Consider the following 18633-nt stretch of genomic DNA (forward strand, 5'->3'; position numbering starts at 1 on the left):
GTCTGGGCCTACTATGCGTGGCTTTGGCCGCAAGTGCCTGCACGATCGGTGATGTGGAGGAAAGAGCGGAAGTTAGCATGACCACCAGCACGGATGTGGACCCGCGCCCCACTTTGAGCGGGCAGACGATGGTGCCCGACGCGGATGCTAAAGGCGATGAAGGAAAGTCTGACAAGGACCCGGCTCCTGCTGCAGCGAGGGGGAACGTCCAGGAAGCACTGCAGAAGATCGTCGAAGACGTTCAGAGCAAGTACGGCGGGAAAGCCGGAATCGCCGTTGCAGGTCAGGATGAGGTATATAGTGCCGGTATTTCTGAGCCGCGAGCCGCATGGTCTACATCGAAGGTGCCGGTGGCAATTGCCGCGGAACGCGCTGGTTCGGCAGATCCTTCGATGATTTCTCAGGCCATTACTTTTTCAGATAATGCGGCCGCAGAAAATCTCTGGCAATCCCTAGGCGGCGGGCAGTCTGCAGCTAGCGCCGCCAGCGCAGTTCTAGCGGAAGCAGGCTTAGACGTGCAAGTGCAGCCCACGGTTACCCGTCCGGGCTTTTCCGCCTTCGGGCAGACCCAATGGACAGTCGCTGATCAAGCGCGCTTTATAGGGCAGTTGGGTTGTATCGCACAGGGCAGCGGAGTGCTCACTGCTATGGCTGCCTCTGATCCTGCCCAAAGCTATGGCTTAGGCAGCCTCGATAATTCATCTTTTAAGGGCGGTTGGGGCCCAGATACAAACGGCGCCTATGAAGCACGGCAGATGGGCACGGTAGAGCTCAACGGTAAGAAGGTTGCGGTGGCTATTTACGCGACGTCGCCAAGCGGTGCCTATGGCTCGGCGCAACAAATGCTCAGCGCCCTGGCCACCGAACTCGCGGGTGCGAAGGTCCAGTGGCCCAAGGCCGCTTGCTAGTTGGCGCTCCAGACGGTGCTGAACTGGCCGGTGTCTAACTTGCTCGAGTCATAAGAGGTGCTATCTGGGATGATTGTGAACTCGCCGCCATTAATCAGTAGCTGGCTGACATCGTTGAAGGTAGCGGTGTACGAAGTGCCGCTACCTGAGGCAGTGCCAACGGCCGGGCCGCTGGACCAATTGCCGCGGTAGACCAAGCCGGAGCTTTCGTCACAGATGACGATGTGCGCCTGTGGCGCGGACTTCTTGGCCGCGTACACGGCTTCGCCGCCGTTGCACTGCGCGCCGGAGATTCCGTCCCAGCCATTGGCGCTAAGCCCTGCCGGATAATCCTTGCGCTGCGTAGTGGTGTGGGTTTGCTGGCGCGGCTGCTGCCTTTGCTGATAGCGCGGCGAATTATTCTGCGCCGGGGAAGAAGAATCCTGGGTAGGCGTTGGATCAGACTCGGTTTCTTCCGTGGTCGTGACGGGGTTTTCCGAAACCTCCGTCGATGGCGGTGCCGGAGCGACAGGTGGCTGCTGAGCCTCGTCGCTCTTCTTATCCGCCCAGACCACGCCGCCGCCAATCAGCATGGCCAGGATGACTGCCAAGATGCACAGGATCGGAACCCAGTTTCGCGAGGGCCGCGCGGTGGGCGCTGTAAATCCCATCGGCTGCGTCGACTGGTAGCGGCCATTTGGGTCGGTATAGGGATTCTGCTCGCCAAATGGGGATTGCGACTGCGCGCCCGAGTACATATTCGTGGGCAGCGAAGGGTAGTGATTTGGGCCTTGGTTAGGGTTGGTCATTGCATCCTTCGGCAAAGAAATCGGCGATAGGAAATAAATACAGGCAGCAACTTAAAAGTTTCCGAGTAGTTACAAATAGTAGCTGCCTTCTACGAGCGGTTATGCTACCCCACAAGCGGGGTAGATAGGGCGATTCTTAGAACCTGCATCTACATCGGGTGTGGTGAAATATACGCGTGAATGATTCCCGTGTAGTTATGTGGCTGGAGCGCCAAGGATATGCAAACGTCCGGCGCATCGGTGGCGGCGGCATGGGAACCGTCTTCGCGGCCACCGATGTCGATCTAGGGCGCAACGTTGCAATCAAGACGGTGTTGCCGGAGCTACACAACGAAGAAGGGCTCAAGCGCTTCCATAATGAAATGAAGGCGCTGGCGGCCATCCATAGCTCCTATGTCACGCACATAAATAAGAAGCTGGCCGACACCGAGGGCAATCTCGGCTTTGAGATGGAGCTTTTCGAAGGCGGCACGTTGGAAGAGCTCATCCGTGAACGTCGCCATAGTAACGAGCCGGGTTTTAGCATCAGCGACGTCGTCAAGTACTTGCGCCCCGTGGCCAAAGCACTGGACCAGATGCATTCGATGCGCCCGGATGGGTGGATTCACAGGGATGTAAAACCGGCCAATATCTTGCTACGCCGCCGGCCCACCGATAGCGGCTATAGCGTTCTGAGCGACTTTGGAATCGCTATCTCGGAGGGGCAGTCGCGTTTAACTGCCGTAGGCAACGTAATCGGAACTGAAAACTACTCTTCACCAGAGAGCAATTCGCGTGATTACAGCGGCCAGGAAGCATCCTTTTCAGGTGATAACTATGCGCTAGCACTCATCGCGTTTGAGATGCTGACTATGTACCACCTCAAAGAGATGATGCCGGAGTCTGCATGGCGCAGTAAGCGCACCGTGCCGGCGATGGATACCCCGGCGATTATGGCGCGGCTTGATCCGCAGGTGGCCATGGCTACCCAGCAAGTCGACGCTGTGATGGAGCAGGCGCTGGATAACACTCCTTATCGGCGTTTCCCGGAGGCCTGCCAGTTCATCGATGCACTGGAGGCGTGCAGATACGGTGGCGCGGAACTCAACCCGCGTTCCGCAGTCCCGGAGAACCAAGCCACTAACTATCCGGCAAGCGGTCAGCTTCCCGCCATGGGCTTTGGAAAGGGCAGCGCCCATAACCTCGCCGGGGGAGCGCAAAACTGGAGCAATCCTTCGATGGCTGCGGTGCCTTCTTATGGCGGACCTAGCAATGCGCCCTTCAACCCAGGAATCAATCCGGGTGTGGCCATGCCTTCAGCAAGGCCAATGCAGCAATCGCCGCAGCAGGTACAGTCTGCTCGGCCGGCGCAGCCTGCGCGGCCGCAGAAGGATAACAACAATGCTTTGATGATTGCGGCGACGATTCTTATCATCATCACGATTGCGATCACTACAATTGCGCTAGTAACTGGCTAACTTTCACGCTTCTAGGTATTAGTATGGACTTTCGGAATAAACCTATCCATCTATCCTCAATTTCGAAAGCGTCTCATCTATGCAGCCCAACGCCAGCTCGCCGGCAAACCTTGGACCGTGGCTTCAGATCAATGACTTGGTCGGGCAAATCCACCGGATGGGCCCGGGCGACGAGCTCATAGTAGGCCGTGCTGGTGACTTTGTAGTAGGCGCAGACGACTTGGACCTGCACCGTCAGCTATTCCAGCTGTGGTACTCCGGTCAGGGCTGGATGCTCGCCAACGTGGGCCGTCATATTCCGCTTTATATCAGCCAGCGCAATGTGCGCTCCCATTCGCGCATCGAGGTAGGACCGCGCGGCTTGGCACCCATCCCACCGGGGCCGACCGCCATCACTTTCACCACGCCTGATTGCGTGTACGAGATTCACATCGACGTTCAAAACAACGACATGATTCGCCGCACCCCGCGCCCGCTGGATGAGGAGGGGGACCGCACGCGCACCCGCCACGTCCCGAATGACGAGCAGGAGCTGCTGCTGCGCCAATTGGCTAGCTACCTCCGCGCGCCGGGTGCCACGGATGCTAATATCCCGGCGATTCGAGAGCTGGCGCAGGCGCTTGGCTGGACCGAGAAGAAGACCAACCAGAAGATCGATCGCCTGATTGAAAGCCTTAAGGAAGACGGCGAAGCGGTGTATAAGCCTCATAAAAACTGCTTGGCTCACTATGCCGTTCAGCGCTATCGTTAAGGTCTAGGAAGACCTAGCGCACCTAGCACATAGAGCATTTCTCGTATCGACACAGAAAAGAAGGCGCACCCTATGACTTATCCGTATCCACAACAAAAAGATAAGTCCGGCGTGGTGCCTATCGTGGTCGGAATCGTCATTCTCGTCGCAATCGTGGCGGCCGCCGCTGCATTCTTCTTGCTTGGGCGGGGCGGTGAGAAAACTGAGCAGACTGCGCAGCAGGAATTCAAGCCGGTGGAATCGACCACCACCTCGACAGCCAGCACCACTTCCGCAGCGCCTAGCACTAAAGAAAGCCCAAGCCAGTCCGTAGTAACCGTGACGGAAACAGCGCCTAACCCGGAAGAGCATTACGACCACGGGCGCGATAAGTCCACCGTCAGCGGTGGTATTTTGAGCGACCGCGGTTGGTCCGGCAGCTATGCATCGTGCACCGCGGGCGAGGACCTCATCCTCGCTGGCACCAGCGATGATGGCAAGGTTGTCGTCTGCGGCAACGCCGGCGGTGCTACCTACCGTTCCGATATGTTCGGCGGCACCTTGGAGCTGCCCGCCGAAGGTCACGAAGGCACCTACCAGGTTGATGCCGATCCTTCGTACATCGTGGTCAACGCCGACGGTCTGCGCGTCTACCAAGACAACACGGCCGTAGAAAGCGTCACCTGGAACGACTACTGGCAGCGATAGGTGTTTGCTTGGCAGCACCACGCTGCACACACTAATTAATTGCTGGACTTCTTCTTACGATCCGCGGCAGCAGCGGCGGCAGAGGAGATGGAGTCGTGGCGGTTCTTGAGCAGCTCAAGAGTGGTCTCTTCCGCGTTGTCCGGAACCTTTGCGCCGAGAACGGCTAGCGCGGCGTCGGCAAGCATGACGGCGGTCTCCGGAACGCGCTGGGAAGCGTCGAAAGGCGGGGTGCCATCGTTCGGGCGCATCTCAATGACCGAAAGCGCGATGTGGAACGGAAGCTCGATGCGGGGGTCATCCTCGCCGACGATTGAGGCGGCAATTTCGCGGAAACGAGACTGCAAAGCAGTACGCTGTTCGTGGTACTCGGAGAACTCGGGGGAGTTAGCCACCGGCAACTGGTAGAGGCGGCCAACGTTCCAGCCGCTGGTTAGCAACAGGCGGGACTCCGCCGCGACGAGGGACCATAGGCGCTGCTCAGCCGTGGCTTCGGAGGCAGCAAGTTCCTCGGCGAGCTCGAGGGAAGGTTCGATGGTGGAGTTAAGGAGGGTTAAGAAGATCTCCGTCTTGGAGGGGAAATGATAATACAGAGACGCCTGGCGAATGCCCACGGCATCCGCAATCTGGTGCGTCGAAGTGGTGGCAAAACCCTGCGTGGTGAAAAGCTCTGATGAAGCGTCGAGAATCTCTTCACGGGCGGTAGTTCCACGGCGGCGCGGGCTGTTCTTGCGCGGCCTACCAACAGTTCCAGCCATGGGCAGGACGCCTCCTTTCGTGTGAATGAATTTTAATTCATTAAGCCAGTTAAGTGTACTCGTTTATATTCGCAGCAACTAATTAATTGTCCTGCGTGGAGCAGTCTTGCTGACGTTTATCAATGGACTCAAAGTTTGCGGATACCGTGCGGCAGGCGGAGCCATAAGCGGTGCGGTCGAGCGGTGGGAGAGTAGCAAGGACACCATCGCGTCCGTTCACGCCGGCGTGCCACAGGCGCAACTCCAACGCTATGCCAGTGCCCCAGGCAATGGATAAAGCCTCGGCTTCGGCGGCGTCGAGAAGCTCACGCTCAACGCCGATAGCGAGGCGATCCGGGGTGGGACGCGGCGCCGGGGCGGCCCAGCGCGCGATGGCGGCGATGGGGGCGAGCAGGTCACTCTGGACGTCGACAGTCGTATTGCGATCCGGTAGGCCATCGACCACCTTGAGTGCTGGCGGGCGCAAATCCAGTGCTTCCTTCAGCAGTGCCTCTTCGCTGCCTACACCCAGCGCCAGGCCAGCGTCGGCACGGCTGGCCATGTTCTCCTCCGCAGGACGGCCAACAAGGCCCACGTCCCTAAAAATAGATTCCAGCTGCGGGTCCTCGCCCAGCCAGGTGATGGTCATGGAAGGAAGTGCGTCACCGCGGGCGACGGGGCCGGAAAGGCGCACGGGGCTGGCGACGCCGGGCGAGCGCACGATGTCAGTGATAATGCGAGAAAACCACGTGGCAAGTTCTAGCTCGTTCGCGCTGTGGTCTAGAGAATTGTGCAGGAGATCCTGCGCTTCCGCGAGTAAGCCGCGGGCAGTAGCGGGGGACTGGCAGTGCGCTGCGAGCTCACTGAGATCCGCCAGGGATTGATGCAATGGCATGCGCCTTAAAAGCCCTTTCGAGGAGAGGGGAAGTGAATATCACTAATCTATCACCAGCTCGAATCCCGCATAGGGAAGTTGTGGGTTAAGTAGCAGATAGTTATCTCGTGGCCAAGAACAAAACGCACAAAAGCCGCTTTCCATCCAATCGAAGTGATTGAAAGAAAGCGGCTTTCGAAGGTTCTTTTACCGTGTCACACTTGCCAGCGGCAAAAGTGCGCTGTTGAGAAACCCAGCTACTGATTTAGCGGGCGGTGAACGGCAGGAGAGCCATTTCGCGTGCGTTCTTCACAGCGGTAGCGACCTGGCGCTGCTGCTGTGGGGTAAGACCGGTCACGCGACGGGAACGGATCTTGCCACGGTCGGAGATGAACAGACGCAGGGTCTTTACATCCTTGTAGTCAACCGTCTCGATACCCTCAGCCTTCAGCGGGTTCTTCTTCGGGCGACGGGTTTGTTCCATGCGGAACTTCTTTTGGTTATTGCGCTTGATAGCCATTGTGCAATTACCCCTTTACCAGCTGGACTTGCGAACGCCCGGCAGCTCACCACGGTGAGCCATGCCGCGCATACGGACACGGGACAGGCCGAACTTACGGAGGTAACCGCGCGGACGGCCGTCGGCTGCGTCGCGGTTACGGATGCGGGAACGGGATGCATCACGTGGCTGACGGTTCAGCTCGAACTGTGCGTCCAGACGATCCTCGTCCGAGGTGTTCGGGTTCTTGATGATGGCCTTGAGTTCAGCGCGACGCTCCGCGTAGCGGGCGACGATTTCCTTGCGCTGCTCGTTCTTGGCGATCTTGGACTTCTTAGCCATAGATTATCGCTCCTCGCGGAATTCGACGTGCTTGCGGACGATCGGATCGAACTTCTTCAGGGTGATGCGATCCGGGTTGTTGCGCTTGTTCTTACGGGTCACGTAGGTGTAACCGGTGCCCGCAGTGGACTTCAGCTTGATGATTGGACGGATGTCATTACGTGCCATCTTTAGATCTTCTCCCCACGTGCGCGAATCTTGGCGACGACGGACTCGATGCCGTCGCGGTCAATAATCTTCATGCCCTTGGTAGAGACATTCAGGGTGATGGTACGGCCCTCGGAGGGCAGGTAGTAGCGACGACGCTGCACGTTGGGGTTCCAACGGCGCGAAGTGCGGCGGTGCGAGTGCGAGACCTGCTTGCCGAATTCCGGCTTGCGGCCCGTTACCTGGCAAATAGCCGACATGGGTCTTCTTTCTCCTAGCCGCCCACATCATGGCTACTGACGGCTATGCCTTCTGCGGTGAGGCGCAGTGCTCGAAAAGTGAGGTTGAGCATGGGTGGCAAGACCGTCAAACACCAGTAGACGGGGCGTAAAACGTATACTTTGACAACAGCAAGGGGAAATCTTACAGCCCGTGGCCCAAATTACCTAATCGCCTTCCTTGTCCCAGTGCTGCAAGCTGATGCAGTGGGCTCGTGTGAACTACCTGCGCCATTTGGTCTTGTTAACGCCTGTGGCTGTTGTTAATTATGCGGGCCGATTCCTATATATACGGAGCGTAATAGCGTGTATGTGGGTTTGGGGAACTGATGGCAAAGGTGTAACATGCTTTAAGTTGTTGACATCTCCGCCCACGGGAAGCGCAAGCAATATCCCGGAGCGATGAGGTTAACGCCATTTTTAATCTGTACGTCCCAACTCGGGCACGATCTTCGACACCGATAGAAGGCTGCTTTGTAAAAAGTTCGCCCTTCTTTAAGGCTTAAGCCAGGTAGAAGAGTGAAGAACCGACCCGTAGTTTCAACCCTGAGGGAATAATTATGAAGAAGGATATCCACCCGGATTACCACCCGGTGGTCTTCAAGGACGTCGGCACTGGCCACTCGTTCTTGACCAAGTCCACTGCTACTTCCGATCGCACCGTTGAGTGGGAAGATGGCAACGAGTACCCACTGATCGTCGTTGACGTGACCGCTGAGTCCCACCCGTTCTGGACCGGTGCACAGCGCGTTATGGATACCGCAGGCCGTGTCGAGCGCTTCAACCAGCGCTTCGGTGCAATGGCTCGCCGCAAGAAGAAGAACGCGTAAGGAGGATAGAAGAAAATGGCAACTCCTAAGTTCAAGATGTCCCGCGCGAACACCCGCGCACGTCGCTCCCAGTGGAAGGCAGACAACGTCGCCCTTCAGGAAGTCACCATCGACGGTCAGACCGTGCGCATCCCGCGCCGTCTGGTCAAGGCTGCAAAGCTCGGCCTGGTAGACGTGGAGCAGTTCTAATCTAGAACGCACTACTTTTTAAAAAGCCTGCGAGAAGCGCCTAAAACAAGGCGTCTTCTTCGCAGGCTTTTTCTTTTGAACAGATTTTTTAAACAGATACATGGCCTAAAGGCGCCGCGAGAAACGTTAGCTTGTGGCTTTGGGGGGATGGAAAGGGGCTGGATTGCATGGTGGCTTCGAAAATCCACCGTGAATAGTTCATAATTATGTTTATGAAGATTCTTGTCGTCGACGACGAGCAAGCGGTACGCGAATCGCTGCGTCGCTCTCTCCGGTTCAATGGTTATGAAGTCATGATTGCCAGTGACGGCCTTGAGGCGGTGGAGGCTGTCCGCAATGAAAATCCGGAGCTGTTGATCCTCGACGTCATGATGCCCAACATGGACGGCCTTGAGGTCTGCCGTACTCTCCGCAGTGAGGGCTGGGAACACCCGATCCTGGTTCTAACTGCCCGCGATAGTGTCTCCGACCGCGTGGCTGGTCTCGATGCCGGAGCGGATGATTATCTACCGAAGCCATTTGCGCTGGAGGAGCTTTTGGCACGCGTGCGTTCTTTGCTGCGCCGCGCCGCTGCAGACTCCATTGGGGCACCGCACAGCGCGGAGACCGAGCTTTCCTTTGAGGATTTGCAGCTCGATGCGGATACCCGTGAGGTAAAGCGCGGAGACCGGCATATCTCTTTGACCCGTACCGAGTTTGCTTTGCTGCAGTTGCTGATGGAAAATCCGCGCAAGGTCATGCCGCGCAACGTGATTCTGGAAGAGGTATGGGGCTACGATTTCCCAACTTCCGGCAACGCGCTGGAGGTCTACATCGGTTACCTGCGGAAGAAGACGGAAGGTGAGGGCGAATCGCGTCTCATCCACACCGTGCGCGGCGTCGGTTATGTTCTGCGGGAGTCGACACCGTGATCTTGAGGAAGCCAGCGTCCAACGCCGAGGCTTCCGAACAGGTACAACCCACCCCTGTTAACGAGATTGCCGGCGGAAGGGGGAGTTGGGCTTCTCGGGCGCCACTACGGTGGCGTCTTTCGCTTGTTACGGGTCTGGTCGTGGCCATCGCCGTGGCGCTTATGACCTTGGCAACCTATTGGATCGTGTCTGAGTCTTTGACCGCGGCCGTCGACAAGCAGCTTGAGCAAAAAGCCGACGTGTTGATTCAGGAAAGCCAGGACCCGCGTTTTGTTGAATCTATCGATTCCGAAATCGCGAAGTTTAAGCTTTATAATCCCTCTACTCGCATCGCGATTTCTCCTCCTTCTTGGAGCTTTACCTTTGGCGATGCTATCCCGGTGGGCGGGCAGTTCCAGGAGGACGATGACTACACCGAGACTTCGGTGCGCACCGTCGGTGGCGAGCGCATCCTCGCAAAACGCCATGACTTAGGCACCACTGTGGTCTTGGCCCGGGACTTGAGCGAGACGAATGATCTCATCGCGGCCATTGGCGCAATGCTGCTCGTTATCGTTGCGCTTGGCGTTCTGCTGGCGATCTTTGCCGGCATGCTCGTTTCCAAGACTGGTATGCAGCCGATTTCGCGCCTGAAGCGTGCGGCCGATTACGTCACGCAGACCAACGATCTGCGTCCTATCGAGGTTGTCAACAATGACGAGATGGCGCAGCTTACGGTTTCCTTTAATCAGATGCTGGAAGCGCTGCAGCAATCGCGTGTGCAGCAGGCCCAGTTTGTGGCGGACGCAGGTCACGAGTTGAAGACTCCGTTGACCTCGATGCGTACCAACATTGAGTTGCTGCTGATGATGAACAAGTCCGGCGGTGGGTTTGGTATCAGCGAAGAAGATCGCCGCGACTTGGAAGATGACGTCATGTCACAGATGACGGAGCTTTCTACGCTCATCGGTGACTTGGTCGACTTGGCTCGTGAGGACGCCACGGAGAAGGCTCCGGAGCCGGTTGACCTTATGGAGGTGCTCGAGTCTTCGCTAGCGCGCGCTAGGCGACGCCGCCCCGACGTCGAGTTCCGGGTACGCTTTATTCCCTGGGTCCTAGAAGGCGATCCATTCGCCCTGGGCCGGGCAACGCTTAACCTGATGGACAATGCGGCGAAATGGTCGCCTGCGACCGGCACCGTGCGTGTGTTCATGCAGCAGATCAGCGAGCACGAGGTCCGTCTTCGGGTCGACGACTCTGGCCCGGGCATTCCGCCGGATGAGCGGGAGAAGGTATTCGAGCGTTTCTACCGTTCCGCAGACGCCCGCTCGATGCCGGGCTCTGGTTTGGGTCTGGCCATCGTCAAATCCGTGATTGAGCGCCACGATGGCTCCATTGAAATTAAGGATTCCAACGATGGCGGCACGCGCATGGAGGTTATCCTGCCGGGTTACCGTGGGGAAGGCGAGACCTTCGTTGATGGCCTTTCCGATCCTTCCGCAAACGAAGAAGATGAGGCGGCTGTTGATCGCGGCACCATTTTCGCCGAGCGCTGGTTTAATCAGGGTTAATCTGCGCCGACCTTATTGCGGCATAAAAAGGAGTTGCGCTGCAGGTCAAGACATACAGAATTCTAACAGTTATTCTTATATGGCTAGCAGAATCGTTACAGATGCACCCCAGCCCACTGCGGCACAATTGCCTACATGAATACGAGGAACTCAAACATGAACGAGCCTGCGGATCCACGCGGCGAGAGGCCAGCGTCCGAGAATCAACCCAATCTTAGCAATTCTGCCGGTTGGAATGAACCGCGCCAGAACTCCGGGGCGCAGCCTAGCTCCAGTGGCCAGGCTGGTTCCTTTGGGATGCAGGGCGCAAATTTCAACCAAGGCGCGGGCAATCCCCAATTCGTCGGCGGCCAAGCAAATCCGCATACCCAAAGCTTCGGCGCGGGCCAGCCCGGCCAGGCAGGGCAGTTTGGCCAACCGGGCCAGCCTAATCAGGCCATAACTTACGTAGGGGCGCAACCGAACCCGCCAGAAAAGAAGAAGGTGGGCCTGGGCACGGCTTTGGCCATGATGCTCGCCGGCGCTGTCGCTGTGGGCAGCATTACTGGCCTAGCTCTAGGAGCGAAGGATAAGAACGATACGAGCACCGTAAACCAGGTTCTGCAGAATGAGCCGGTGGCTAATAGCACCGGTGAGGAACCAGCTGAGGGCTCGGTTGAGGCGACCGCGGCTAAGGTGCTGCCCGCTGTTGTTTCCATTGAGGCTTTGGGCCTTACCAGCGCTGCTGAGGGCTCTGGTTCCATCATCTCGCCGGATGGCTATGTGCTGACTAATCACCACGTGGTTGCCGGCGCTGAGCGTGGCGGCCAGTTGCGCGTCAGCATGAACGACGGCAGCAAGCACGAAGCTGAATTTATTTCTTCCGACGCAAACACCGACGTCGCGATCATCAAGATCAAGGACGTCAATGACCTGCCGTTCCTGCAATTCGGTGATTCTGACGCCGTGGCCGTTGGCCAAGAGGTCGTTGCTGTGGGCTCCCCGCTGGGGCTAAATGCCACGGTTACCTCGGGTATTGTCTCCGCGAAGAATCGCCCGGTTCGGGCTTCCCAGGAGGGCGGCGAGAGCTCGCTTATCGACGCCATCCAGACCGATGCCGCGGTCAACCCCGGCAACTCCGGTGGCCCATTGGTCGATATCAACGGCAACCTGATCGGTATGAACTCCATGATCGCTTCCTTGTCGAGCTCCGGCTCGAGCGAGGCAGGCTCCATCGGCTTGGGTTTTGCAATCCCGTCCAACTTTGCCAAGCGCATGGCTGACCAGCTCATCAACAAGGGCGAGGTTAAGCACCCAACCTTGGGCGTCAAGGTAGACGCGCGCGACAGTGGCGACGGCGCACGCATCGTCGAGGTTGAGCCAGGCAGCCCAGCAGAAGAAGCAGGGCTGAATGCAGGCGACCTCGTCACCCGCGTCAATGACCGCCGCATCGAGAACTCCGATTCCTTGATTGCCGCAGCTCGCTCGCAAGACTTCGGAGCCAAGGTCACGCTCGAAGTCAGCAATGGGGAAGGAAAAGATCCTCGCCAGGTAGAGGTAACTCTTTCGGACGAGTAAATTATCCATTAACAAAAATCGCCCGAATCTTTGAAGAAGAATTTTTGGTCCTATAAAGGAGCTACATTGGCAGACCATGCTGACAACGAGACCAACAACGGCATTTTCGAGGTCTCTGAGGAATCCACAGGGTCTTTGTTGGACGTCGCTGAGCCTGATGACGCCTTCCTGATCGCCAGCGAGCAGGAACAAAACTTCAACGCGCCGCGCCGCGCACTGGTGGTTGTCATCACTGACCACCCAGACGAGAACTCGGATGATACGTCCCGTTTGGTCGGCGAGCTCCTTTCTGAGGCTGAATTCCAGGTCGATGGCTCCGTGACTGTTCGTTCCAAGAAGTCGAAGATTCGTCAGGCCATTGAAACCGCAGTTGTCGGTGGCGTTGACTTGGTCCTTACCGTCGGCGGTACTGGTGTTGGCCCGCGCGACAAGGCGCCTGAAGCCACACGCGCGGTCCTGGATCAGATGGTTCCCGGCATCGCGCAAGCACTGCGCTCTTCCGGCCAAGCCTGTGGCGCAGTCGATGCCTGCACCTCGCGGGGTATCTCCGGTGTTTCGGGCTCGACCGTCATCGTTAACTTGGCTTCCTCCCGCGCCGCAGTGCGCGACGGCATGGCCACGCTGGCCCCGTTAGTTCATTACCTCATCGACCAGCTGCAGAAGTACAGCGTCTAGTAGTAGCAGGTAAGTTCCCTTCTAGTATTCATGTCTGAACCTCGTAAACGCCGCCGGACCGTTCGTCGCTCCGCCGTGGACTATGACCGCACTGCCGACCAACCGGACTTTGTATCTGCTTTTGATAACTCAGGTCGGGAAAGCGGTGGGGACGCTCATCGCGTAGTCCAGCTCGATGAGGATGCCCCGGCTGAACGCCAGCACGATGAAGCGTTCTACAGGGAGCAAATGCCGCCGCATTATGGCCAATAGGCGCGAGCGTTTCCCACCTCTAATTATTGCCCATTAATAACGACGAACTCCGGTTGTCTTTTATCTAAAAGACAACCGGAGTTCGGTCTTTATGCAGGATGTAAAACCTTATGCCTGGTGGCGGCCGGTGCTCTCCTGGTTGTAGGAGGTCCCCGCAATGTTGTGGCCTGCACCGGAAGCGTTCTGTGCTTCCATTAGGTCGCGGATCTCGGTCAGGAGCTGCTCGGTGGTCGGAGCTGGCTCTTCTGGGTCAACGCCGTGGCGGCGCTTAGCAGCTTCGGAGAGCTTGTTGATCGGCATCACGATGAGGAAGTAAACAACCGCAGCGATGATGAGGAAGTTGAGGGCAGCGGTAATAACAGCACCGAAGTCCATGAAGGTGGACTCATTGTCGGTGATCTGGAAGCCCAGGCCCTTGACTTCTGCGGAGCCGAAGGAGTTGATCAGAGGCTGGATGAGATTGTTGGTGACGGCGGTGACGATAGCGGTGAATGCGCTACCAATGATGACTGCGACTGCCAACTCGATGACATTGCCGCGGAGGATGAAGTCCTTAAAGCCTTTCAGCATTGGGAGGGTTTCCTTTCCTAAAACACATTGTGACCCTCGCCCCCGAGTGACTTTTCCAAGTTAGTCATGAGTCAAATGTTATTAAAATTAAAAGCAGGGGCTAGTGAAGACTCACCCTAGCGAGTTTTAGGGGATGTGACAACGTTTCTGGCTCAATCGGAAGGCTTCTGGCAGCGGCTCTACGCTAGTTCATGCCGGTGGCTCGTTGTCCCACAATGACAACGGTGAGCGGTTGACTCAGCGAAGCGGCTGCCACGGCATCAGCTTGAGAAGCAGGCAGAGCTAAAAGCACGGTGGTGGCGCGGCTTTCTTCTTCGCCGCTGGTTGTCGTAATTACGCGCCCACCTGCGGCGATGACTGAGCCATCAGTTGTTTGGCCTTCCTCTATCTCTTCTTTGCTAGCGCCAGCGATGACGTTGACCGTATCCCCATGGTGGAGGTGGGGAAGGATGTCAGGTTCTGCTGGCTTGAGTGGAATCATGTGGGATTCCTCGCCCGAGTTATTTCCTGTGGAGTTATTCACTAAATCGTCCACGAGCTGCGGGCCAAGCAGTCTCGTCTCGGTAAGAATTTCTCCAGTCGAGCCCGCCGATACGACCACGCGGCCTTCAAGCTCCTCGAGGTTGGTATCGACTTTCGTCTCCGGCAGTGCGCTGGCCGGGATGGGTGCTAGGGTGACGTCGTCAAGTGAAAGAGCATGGCCCGCAGGAACATCGCGGGCAAAGACCACCGCCAGAGGGTGTTCTTTGCGAGCGGAAAGCATGCTGAAACCTGCTGCAGCAACCAGCACCAATGCAACAAAGCGTCTTAACATCAACGCTCGCCGATGTCCTGGGGTGCGCAGCATTTTCAGCAATTTATTCGCAGTCATGCTCTTTTAGACTGCGGTTGCAGGACTATGGTTCCGCTTTTGCTGTTTCTTATGGCTAAACCGTCTAGCTAAACGTCTGGCTCAATGTCGACGAGCCCACGCTCAGTCAGAATGACATCAACTGGGCGGTCGTGTTCTTCTTTTGGCACATCCCGGACCTCGCTGGAGTGGACCATGGCAATGACCTTGGGCTTGCCGGGAACAAGGGGAGTAAGCGCGCGGTCGTAGTAGCCAGCGCCTTTTCCGAGGCGGTAGCCGCTCTTGTCCACTGCCATCGCTGGAGCAAAGATGAAGTCGAGCTCAGCCAAGATGGAGCTGGGGAAGCGCTCGCCGGTTGGTTCTGCGATGCCGAGCGCACCGGGTTGGAGGCTCTCGGGGCCTTCGTAAAGCGCCCAGTAAAGTTGTCCATCGTCGCCAGAGATAGGCAGATATACCGCTTTACATGCCTGTGCCAGGGTGTGGACAAACTCGCTGCCGCCAGGCTCTGAACCCAGAGGGTTATAGGCTGCGACCTGCATATCGGGGCTTAGAAGTTGGGCGGCCGCGTTGCACCAGGCGGCGTCGGCAGTGGCCTTCTCCTCGGGGCTGCGGGTGCGGCGGGCGTCGAGAAGCTCAATGCGCAACGCCTGCTTTTGCTTGGCTATCTCAGTCATAGAACTAATAGTAATTGCTGGTGTATCGCTGCACGAAAGAAAAAGTTCGGCCTGTAAGCTCAAACTTATGGCTAATAACAACGAGGGATCCCTGCACGGGATTAAGACAGTTGTCGTGCCGGCAGCGGGCCTGGGTACCCGCTTTTTGCCGGCCACTAAAACTGTTCCGAAAGAACTGCTCCCTGTGGTTGATACCCCAGGTATCGAACTCATCGCAGAGGAAGCCGCTTCGGTTGGTGCGCAGCGTTTAGCAGTTATTACTGCCCCCAACAAGCAAGAGGTGATGCGCCACTTCGATGCCTTCCCGGAGCTTGTTGAGACCTTGGACGCACGTGGCAAGGACGAGCAGGTGGCTAAGGTGCGCCGCGCTGGCGACCTTATTCACCCAATCTCTGTGCCGCAGGAAAAGCCGCTCGGCTTGGGGCATGCGGTTGGTCTTGCGGAATCCGCATTGGACGATGACGAGGACTGCTTCGCCGTCATGCTCCCGGATGACATTGTCTTGCCGGCGACTGTCATGGAGGAGATGGCACGCGTTCGCGCCGCCGTCGGTGGCTCCGTTCTGTGCGCATTCGAAGTCGAGCGTGAAGAGACCTTCAACTACGGTGTCTTCGACGTGGAAGATACTAACGCTCCTGGCGTGAAGAAGGTCGTCGGCATGGTAGAAAAGCCAGAGCCTGAAGATGCGCCTTCGAACCTAGTGGCCACCGGTCGCTACCTGCTAGACCGCAAGATCTTCGATGCGCTGCGCCGCATTTCCCCAGGTAAGGGTGGTGAGCTGCAGCTAACCGACGCCATCGAGCTGCTCATCCAGGAAGGCCACCCGGTCCACGTGGTGGTTCACCGCGGAAAGCGTCATGACCTGGGCAATCCCGGCGGATATATTCCGGCAAATGTGGACTTCGGCCTGCACCATGAGAAGTATGGCCCGGCTCTGTACAAGGCAATCAAGCAGATCATTGCCGAGTATGAGGCTGAAAAGGGCATCAACTAATCTAGGTCAGAAGACAAACAGGGAAGGCGGCAATCTATGCGTTCAGTAGATGATCAGCTTGCGATGATTACTGATGCGGCGGTGACACCGGAACCAGTGCGTATCGCGATTGCGAACTCGCTGGGACTGATGTGCGCTGAGGAAGTGCAAGCCAATCAGCCGCTGCCCGGATTCCCGCAGGCGGCAATCGATGGCTACGCGGTGCGCGCCGTTGACGTGGGAGGCGAGCGTGCTTTGAAGGCGCGGCGCACTACTGAGGAGGACGCAGAAGGGGAGCAAAAGGGCCCTGAGGTTGAGCGTTCCATCCCCGTGGTGGGCGAGGTTCCGGCGGGCTCGCGCCAGCCGCTGCGCTTGCAGCCGAAGCAGGCGGTGCGCGTTTACACCGGTGCGCCTTTGCCCACGCTTGCCGACGCCGTCCTTCCCCTCGAATGGACCGACCGCGGCCGCAAGCGCGTGACGGCGCATCGCCCTGTGCGCTCGGGTGACTTTGTGCGCCGAGTTGGCGACGATATCCAGCCAGGAGACGTCGCGGTTTCTTCGGGAACTATCCTGGGACCTGCGCAGATTGGCCTTCTGGCCGCTGTCGGCCGCTCAAAGGTTCTGGTTTATCCGCGCCCTCGCGTGACCATCTTGTCTTTTGGTAAGGAACTCGTGGACATCGACCGCGAACCGGGCCTGGGGCAAGTATTTGACGTTAACTCCTATTCCTTGGCCGCTGCGGCGCGGGAAGCAGGCGCTGACGTACAACGCGTCGGCATCGCGGAAGGCGAGCCGCGACGAATCCGCGAGGCGCTGGAAACACACATCGCCCGCAGTGAGGTCCTGGTGATCTCCGGTGCGGTCGGCGGCGCCGGTTCTGAGGCAGTGCGTGAGGTGCTGCGCGAGCTCGGCGATATCGATACCTCCCGCGTGGCCATCCATCCGGGGTCGGTGCAAGGCTTTGGCTTGCTGGGGGAGGAGCGTGTTCCAACGTTCCTGTTGCCTTCGAACCCGGTCTCGGCATTGGTCATTTTTGAAGTATTCGTACGCCCGCTGATTCGCCTTTCTCTGGGCAAGCGCAATGCAAATCGCCGCGTAGTTCGTGCACGTGCACTCAATCATATGGATTCGCGGCCAGGACGCCGCGGATTTATCCGTGCTCGCTTGATGCGCGATGCTGAGACTGCCGATTATTTGGTTGAAGGCTTGGGCGGTGCGAGCGGTGCGCCGGCCCACTTATTGGCGGGACTATCGGAAGCGAATGCGATGATTAGGATTCCTGAAAGCGCCACCGAGATCCGCCCGGGTGACGTCGTGGATGTGCTCTTTTTGACGCAGCGCAGCTAGGCATGCTGGATCCTTTCGGGACTGCGGCGGGGCGCCTACGTGTACCTGCGAGTGGGCCACCGCGAGAAGAACATCCAGGGTGGCCGGAATCCACCCCGAGTATTAGTTTGGCGCCTTCCAGAGTTCTACCGGAGGGCGGAGTCCTCCGCCTGCGTCCGCTGATGCGCGGCGATGGCCGTGACTGGCGCCGTCAGCGCGTCATCGATGAGCAATACTTACGCCCGGTGGAACCCACCATCCCAACGACGTGGGAAAACGCGCATTCGGGAAATTCTTGGTGGAACCATCTGATGTTCCTGCGTGACAACGCGCGGATGGGCAGTATCATCCCCCTGGTGATCGAGCTGGATGGTCAGTTTATGGGCCAGGTGACGCTGGGCAATATTCAGCACGGCAGCATCGGGGAATGCTGGATTGGTTACTGGGTTCATTCCGCAGTCCACCGCGCCGGCGTTGCTACGGCCGCGTGCGCACTGGGCGTTGACCACGCCTTCCGCCGCGTAGGTATGCACCGCGTGACAGCGACCTATTTGCCGGAGAACCCTGCCTCAGGCAAGATCCTGAAGTCCTGTGGTTTCCGCGAAGAGGGATATCTGCGTCGCAACCTGCATATCAATGGCGCCTGGCGCGATCACTACTTTGTGGCGCTCAACCGCGACGACTATCCGAACACCGCTGTCGCGCGGTTACGGGCGGAGGGGCGACTTCTTTAGCTGGGTGCCCCAGTTGGCGGGTAGATTTCGCCACTGTTTTCACACAAGTCACAACATTGTAATTTCCCCGATTTTGA

24 protein-coding genes are annotated in these 18633 nt (G+C 58.0%); 14 read left to right on the plus strand and 10 right to left on the minus strand.

The window, feature by feature from the left end:
* Positions 1-77 precede the first annotated feature (77 nt).
* Positions 78-908: a serine hydrolase gene (locus HMPREF2692_RS01570; RefSeq protein ID WP_246823399.1), complete on the plus strand. Its 831-nt coding sequence runs from the start codon at positions 78-80 to the stop codon at positions 906-908.
* Here the strand turns inward: HMPREF2692_RS01570 and HMPREF2692_RS01575 are convergent.
* On the minus strand, positions 905-1696 hold the full coding sequence (locus HMPREF2692_RS01575; RefSeq protein WP_070822532.1) for a hypothetical protein: 792 nt from the start codon (positions 1694-1696) through the stop codon (positions 905-907). The two genes, HMPREF2692_RS01570 and HMPREF2692_RS01575, sit on opposite strands and share 4 nt — an antisense overlap.
* Positions 1697-1872: 176 nt before the next feature.
* Between HMPREF2692_RS01575 and HMPREF2692_RS01580 the strand changes: the two genes are divergently transcribed.
* The 3 genes from HMPREF2692_RS01580 (at position 1873) to HMPREF2692_RS01590 (ending at position 4591) form a co-directional block, all read left to right on the plus strand.
* Positions 1873-3153: a serine/threonine-protein kinase gene (locus HMPREF2692_RS01580; RefSeq protein ID WP_141761294.1), complete on the plus strand. Its 1281-nt coding sequence runs from the start codon at positions 1873-1875 to the stop codon at positions 3151-3153.
* Between the two features lie 79 nt (positions 3154-3232).
* Positions 3233-3904: a hypothetical protein gene (locus HMPREF2692_RS01585; RefSeq protein WP_070822536.1), complete on the plus strand. Its 672-nt coding sequence runs from the start codon at positions 3233-3235 to the stop codon at positions 3902-3904.
* Between the two features lie 72 nt (positions 3905-3976).
* Positions 3977-4591 carry a hypothetical protein gene (locus tag HMPREF2692_RS01590; protein WP_070822538.1) on the plus strand — a complete coding sequence of 205 codons (615 nt, stop codon included), beginning with the start codon at positions 3977-3979 and terminating at the stop codon, positions 4589-4591.
* Between the two features lie 35 nt (positions 4592-4626).
* On the opposite strand, the gene HMPREF2692_RS01595 is transcribed toward HMPREF2692_RS01590, so the two are convergent.
* The 6 genes from HMPREF2692_RS01595 to rpmB all read right to left on the minus strand — a co-directional run bounded on the left by HMPREF2692_RS01595 (position 4627) and on the right by rpmB (position 7447).
* The gene (locus HMPREF2692_RS01595) at positions 4627-5346 is read right to left on the minus strand and encodes a TetR/AcrR family transcriptional regulator (protein WP_070822539.1); all 720 of its coding nucleotides are present in this window, start codon (positions 5344-5346) and stop codon (positions 4627-4629) included.
* Between the two features lie 82 nt (positions 5347-5428).
* The gene (locus HMPREF2692_RS01600; RefSeq protein ID WP_070822540.1) at positions 5429-6220 is read right to left on the minus strand and encodes a hypothetical protein; all 792 of its coding nucleotides are present in this window, start codon (positions 6218-6220) and stop codon (positions 5429-5431) included.
* Between the two features lie 244 nt (positions 6221-6464).
* Positions 6465-6713, minus strand: coding sequence for a 30S ribosomal protein S18 (gene rpsR, locus HMPREF2692_RS01605; protein ID WP_034657238.1), 249 nt, complete (start codon positions 6711-6713; stop codon positions 6465-6467).
* A 21-nt stretch (positions 6714-6734) separates the two neighbouring features.
* Positions 6735-7040 (minus strand): 30S ribosomal protein S14, encoded by a 306-nt coding sequence (gene rpsN / locus HMPREF2692_RS01610; RefSeq protein ID WP_061921278.1) that lies wholly within the window; start codon positions 7038-7040, stop codon positions 6735-6737.
* Between the two features lie 3 nt (positions 7041-7043).
* Entirely contained in the window at positions 7044-7208 is a 165-nt protein-coding gene (gene rpmG, locus HMPREF2692_RS01615; RefSeq protein ID WP_010187624.1) for a 50S ribosomal protein L33, read from the minus strand.
* Positions 7209-7210: 2 nt separating this feature from the next.
* Entirely contained in the window at positions 7211-7447 is a 237-nt protein-coding gene (gene rpmB, locus HMPREF2692_RS01620) for a 50S ribosomal protein L28 (RefSeq protein ID WP_005279911.1), read from the minus strand.
* 578 nt (positions 7448-8025) lie between these two features.
* Here rpmB and HMPREF2692_RS01625 point away from each other — a divergent pair.
* The 7 genes from HMPREF2692_RS01625 (at position 8026) to HMPREF2692_RS12505 (ending at position 13429) form a co-directional block, all read left to right on the plus strand.
* Positions 8026-8295 carry a type B 50S ribosomal protein L31 gene (locus HMPREF2692_RS01625; RefSeq protein WP_070822541.1) on the plus strand — a complete coding sequence of 90 codons (270 nt, stop codon included), beginning with the start codon at positions 8026-8028 and terminating at the stop codon, positions 8293-8295.
* 15 nt (positions 8296-8310) lie between these two features.
* Positions 8311-8484, plus strand: a complete 174-nt coding sequence (gene rpmF / locus HMPREF2692_RS01630; protein ID WP_005530148.1) for a 50S ribosomal protein L32 — start codon at positions 8311-8313, stop codon at positions 8482-8484.
* A gap of 212 nt (positions 8485-8696) precedes the next feature.
* Complete coding sequence (locus HMPREF2692_RS01635; protein WP_070822644.1) at positions 8697-9395, plus strand: response regulator transcription factor; 699 nt, start codon at positions 8697-8699, stop codon at positions 9393-9395.
* Positions 9392-10945, plus strand: a complete 1554-nt coding sequence (locus HMPREF2692_RS01640) for a HAMP domain-containing sensor histidine kinase (protein ID WP_070822542.1) — start codon at positions 9392-9394, stop codon at positions 10943-10945. The genes HMPREF2692_RS01635 and HMPREF2692_RS01640 overlap by 4 nt, the downstream gene beginning before the upstream one ends.
* Positions 10946-11101: 156 nt before the next feature.
* Positions 11102-12502 (plus strand): S1C family serine protease, encoded by a 1401-nt coding sequence (locus tag HMPREF2692_RS01645; RefSeq protein ID WP_235591298.1) that lies wholly within the window; start codon positions 11102-11104, stop codon positions 12500-12502.
* A 102-nt stretch (positions 12503-12604) separates the two neighbouring features.
* Positions 12605-13177, plus strand: a complete 573-nt coding sequence (locus tag HMPREF2692_RS01650; protein WP_061921496.1) for a MogA/MoaB family molybdenum cofactor biosynthesis protein — start codon at positions 12605-12607, stop codon at positions 13175-13177.
* Positions 13178-13207: 30 nt separating this feature from the next.
* A complete protein-coding gene (locus HMPREF2692_RS12505; protein ID WP_082787616.1) occupies positions 13208-13429 on the plus strand; it encodes a hypothetical protein in 222 nt (73 codons plus the stop codon).
* Between the two features lie 108 nt (positions 13430-13537).
* Here HMPREF2692_RS12505 and mscL read toward each other — a convergent pair whose 3' ends face one another.
* The 3 genes from mscL to HMPREF2692_RS01665 form a co-directional block, all read right to left on the minus strand.
* Positions 13538-13999 (minus strand): large-conductance mechanosensitive channel protein MscL, encoded by a 462-nt coding sequence (mscL, locus tag HMPREF2692_RS01655; RefSeq protein WP_062035580.1) that lies wholly within the window; start codon positions 13997-13999, stop codon positions 13538-13540.
* 184 nt (positions 14000-14183) lie between these two features.
* Positions 14184-14870 (minus strand): SAF domain-containing protein, encoded by a 687-nt coding sequence (locus HMPREF2692_RS01660; protein ID WP_070822544.1) that lies wholly within the window; start codon positions 14868-14870, stop codon positions 14184-14186.
* 68 nt (positions 14871-14938) lie between these two features.
* Positions 14939-15523 carry a 5-formyltetrahydrofolate cyclo-ligase gene (locus HMPREF2692_RS01665; RefSeq protein WP_062035578.1) on the minus strand — a complete coding sequence of 195 codons (585 nt, stop codon included), beginning with the start codon at positions 15521-15523 and terminating at the stop codon, positions 14939-14941.
* Positions 15524-15590: 67 nt separating this feature from the next.
* Between HMPREF2692_RS01665 and HMPREF2692_RS01670 the strand changes: the two genes are divergently transcribed.
* The 3 genes from HMPREF2692_RS01670 to HMPREF2692_RS01680 are packed head-to-tail and all read left to right on the plus strand — an operon-like array spanning position 15591 to position 18556.
* Complete coding sequence (locus HMPREF2692_RS01670) at positions 15591-16517, plus strand: UTP--glucose-1-phosphate uridylyltransferase (protein WP_062035577.1); 927 nt, start codon at positions 15591-15593, stop codon at positions 16515-16517.
* A gap of 36 nt (positions 16518-16553) precedes the next feature.
* Entirely contained in the window at positions 16554-17843 is a 1290-nt protein-coding gene (gene glp, locus HMPREF2692_RS01675; RefSeq protein WP_062041541.1) for a molybdotransferase-like divisome protein Glp, read from the plus strand.
* A 2-nt stretch (positions 17844-17845) separates the two neighbouring features.
* Positions 17846-18556, plus strand: a complete 711-nt coding sequence (locus HMPREF2692_RS01680; protein WP_061921308.1) for a GNAT family N-acetyltransferase — start codon at positions 17846-17848, stop codon at positions 18554-18556.
* Positions 18557-18633: the final 77 nt, after the last annotated feature.

This window comes from Corynebacterium sp. HMSC036D03, from assembly GCF_001836185.1.
In the GTDB taxonomy this organism is placed as follows: Bacteria; Actinomycetota; Actinomycetes; order Mycobacteriales; family Mycobacteriaceae; genus Corynebacterium; species Corynebacterium simulans.

Coding starts and splice junctions, on each gene's coding strand:
- HMPREF2692_RS01570 (WP_246823399.1), top strand. CDS start 78: ATGACCACCAGCACGGATGTGGACCCGCGCCCCACTTTGAGCGGGCAG.
- HMPREF2692_RS01575 (WP_070822532.1), bottom strand. CDS start 1,696: ATGACCAACCCTAACCAAGGCCCAAATCACTACCCTTCGCTGCCCACG.
- HMPREF2692_RS01585 (WP_070822536.1), top strand. CDS start 3,233: ATGCAGCCCAACGCCAGCTCGCCGGCAAACCTTGGACCGTGGCTTCAG.
- HMPREF2692_RS01590 (WP_070822538.1), top strand. CDS start 3,977: ATGACTTATCCGTATCCACAACAAAAAGATAAGTCCGGCGTGGTGCCT.
- HMPREF2692_RS01595 (WP_070822539.1), bottom strand. CDS start 5,346: ATGGCTGGAACTGTTGGTAGGCCGCGCAAGAACAGCCCGCGCCGCCGT.
- HMPREF2692_RS01600 (WP_070822540.1), bottom strand. CDS start 6,220: ATGCCATTGCATCAATCCCTGGCGGATCTCAGTGAGCTCGCAGCGCAC.
- rpsN (WP_061921278.1), bottom strand. CDS start 7,040: ATGGCTAAGAAGTCCAAGATCGCCAAGAACGAGCAGCGCAAGGAAATC.
- rpmG (WP_010187624.1), bottom strand. CDS start 7,208: ATGGCACGTAATGACATCCGTCCAATCATCAAGCTGAAGTCCACTGCG.
- rpmB (WP_005279911.1), bottom strand. CDS start 7,447: ATGTCGGCTATTTGCCAGGTAACGGGCCGCAAGCCGGAATTCGGCAAG.
- HMPREF2692_RS01625 (WP_070822541.1), top strand. CDS start 8,026: ATGAAGAAGGATATCCACCCGGATTACCACCCGGTGGTCTTCAAGGAC.
- rpmF (WP_005530148.1), top strand. CDS start 8,311: ATGGCAACTCCTAAGTTCAAGATGTCCCGCGCGAACACCCGCGCACGT.
- HMPREF2692_RS01635 (WP_070822644.1), top strand. CDS start 8,697: ATGAAGATTCTTGTCGTCGACGACGAGCAAGCGGTACGCGAATCGCTG.
- HMPREF2692_RS01645 (WP_235591298.1), top strand. CDS start 11,102: ATGAACGAGCCTGCGGATCCACGCGGCGAGAGGCCAGCGTCCGAGAAT.
- HMPREF2692_RS12505 (WP_082787616.1), top strand. CDS start 13,208: ATGTCTGAACCTCGTAAACGCCGCCGGACCGTTCGTCGCTCCGCCGTG.
- mscL (WP_062035580.1), bottom strand. CDS start 13,999: ATGCTGAAAGGCTTTAAGGACTTCATCCTCCGCGGCAATGTCATCGAG.
- HMPREF2692_RS01660 (WP_070822544.1), bottom strand. CDS start 14,870: ATGACTGCGAATAAATTGCTGAAAATGCTGCGCACCCCAGGACATCGG.
- HMPREF2692_RS01665 (WP_062035578.1), bottom strand. CDS start 15,523: ATGACTGAGATAGCCAAGCAAAAGCAGGCGTTGCGCATTGAGCTTCTC.
- HMPREF2692_RS01670 (WP_062035577.1), top strand. CDS start 15,591: ATGGCTAATAACAACGAGGGATCCCTGCACGGGATTAAGACAGTTGTC.
- glp (WP_062041541.1), top strand. CDS start 16,554: ATGCGTTCAGTAGATGATCAGCTTGCGATGATTACTGATGCGGCGGTG.
- HMPREF2692_RS01680 (WP_061921308.1), top strand. CDS start 17,846: ATGCTGGATCCTTTCGGGACTGCGGCGGGGCGCCTACGTGTACCTGCG.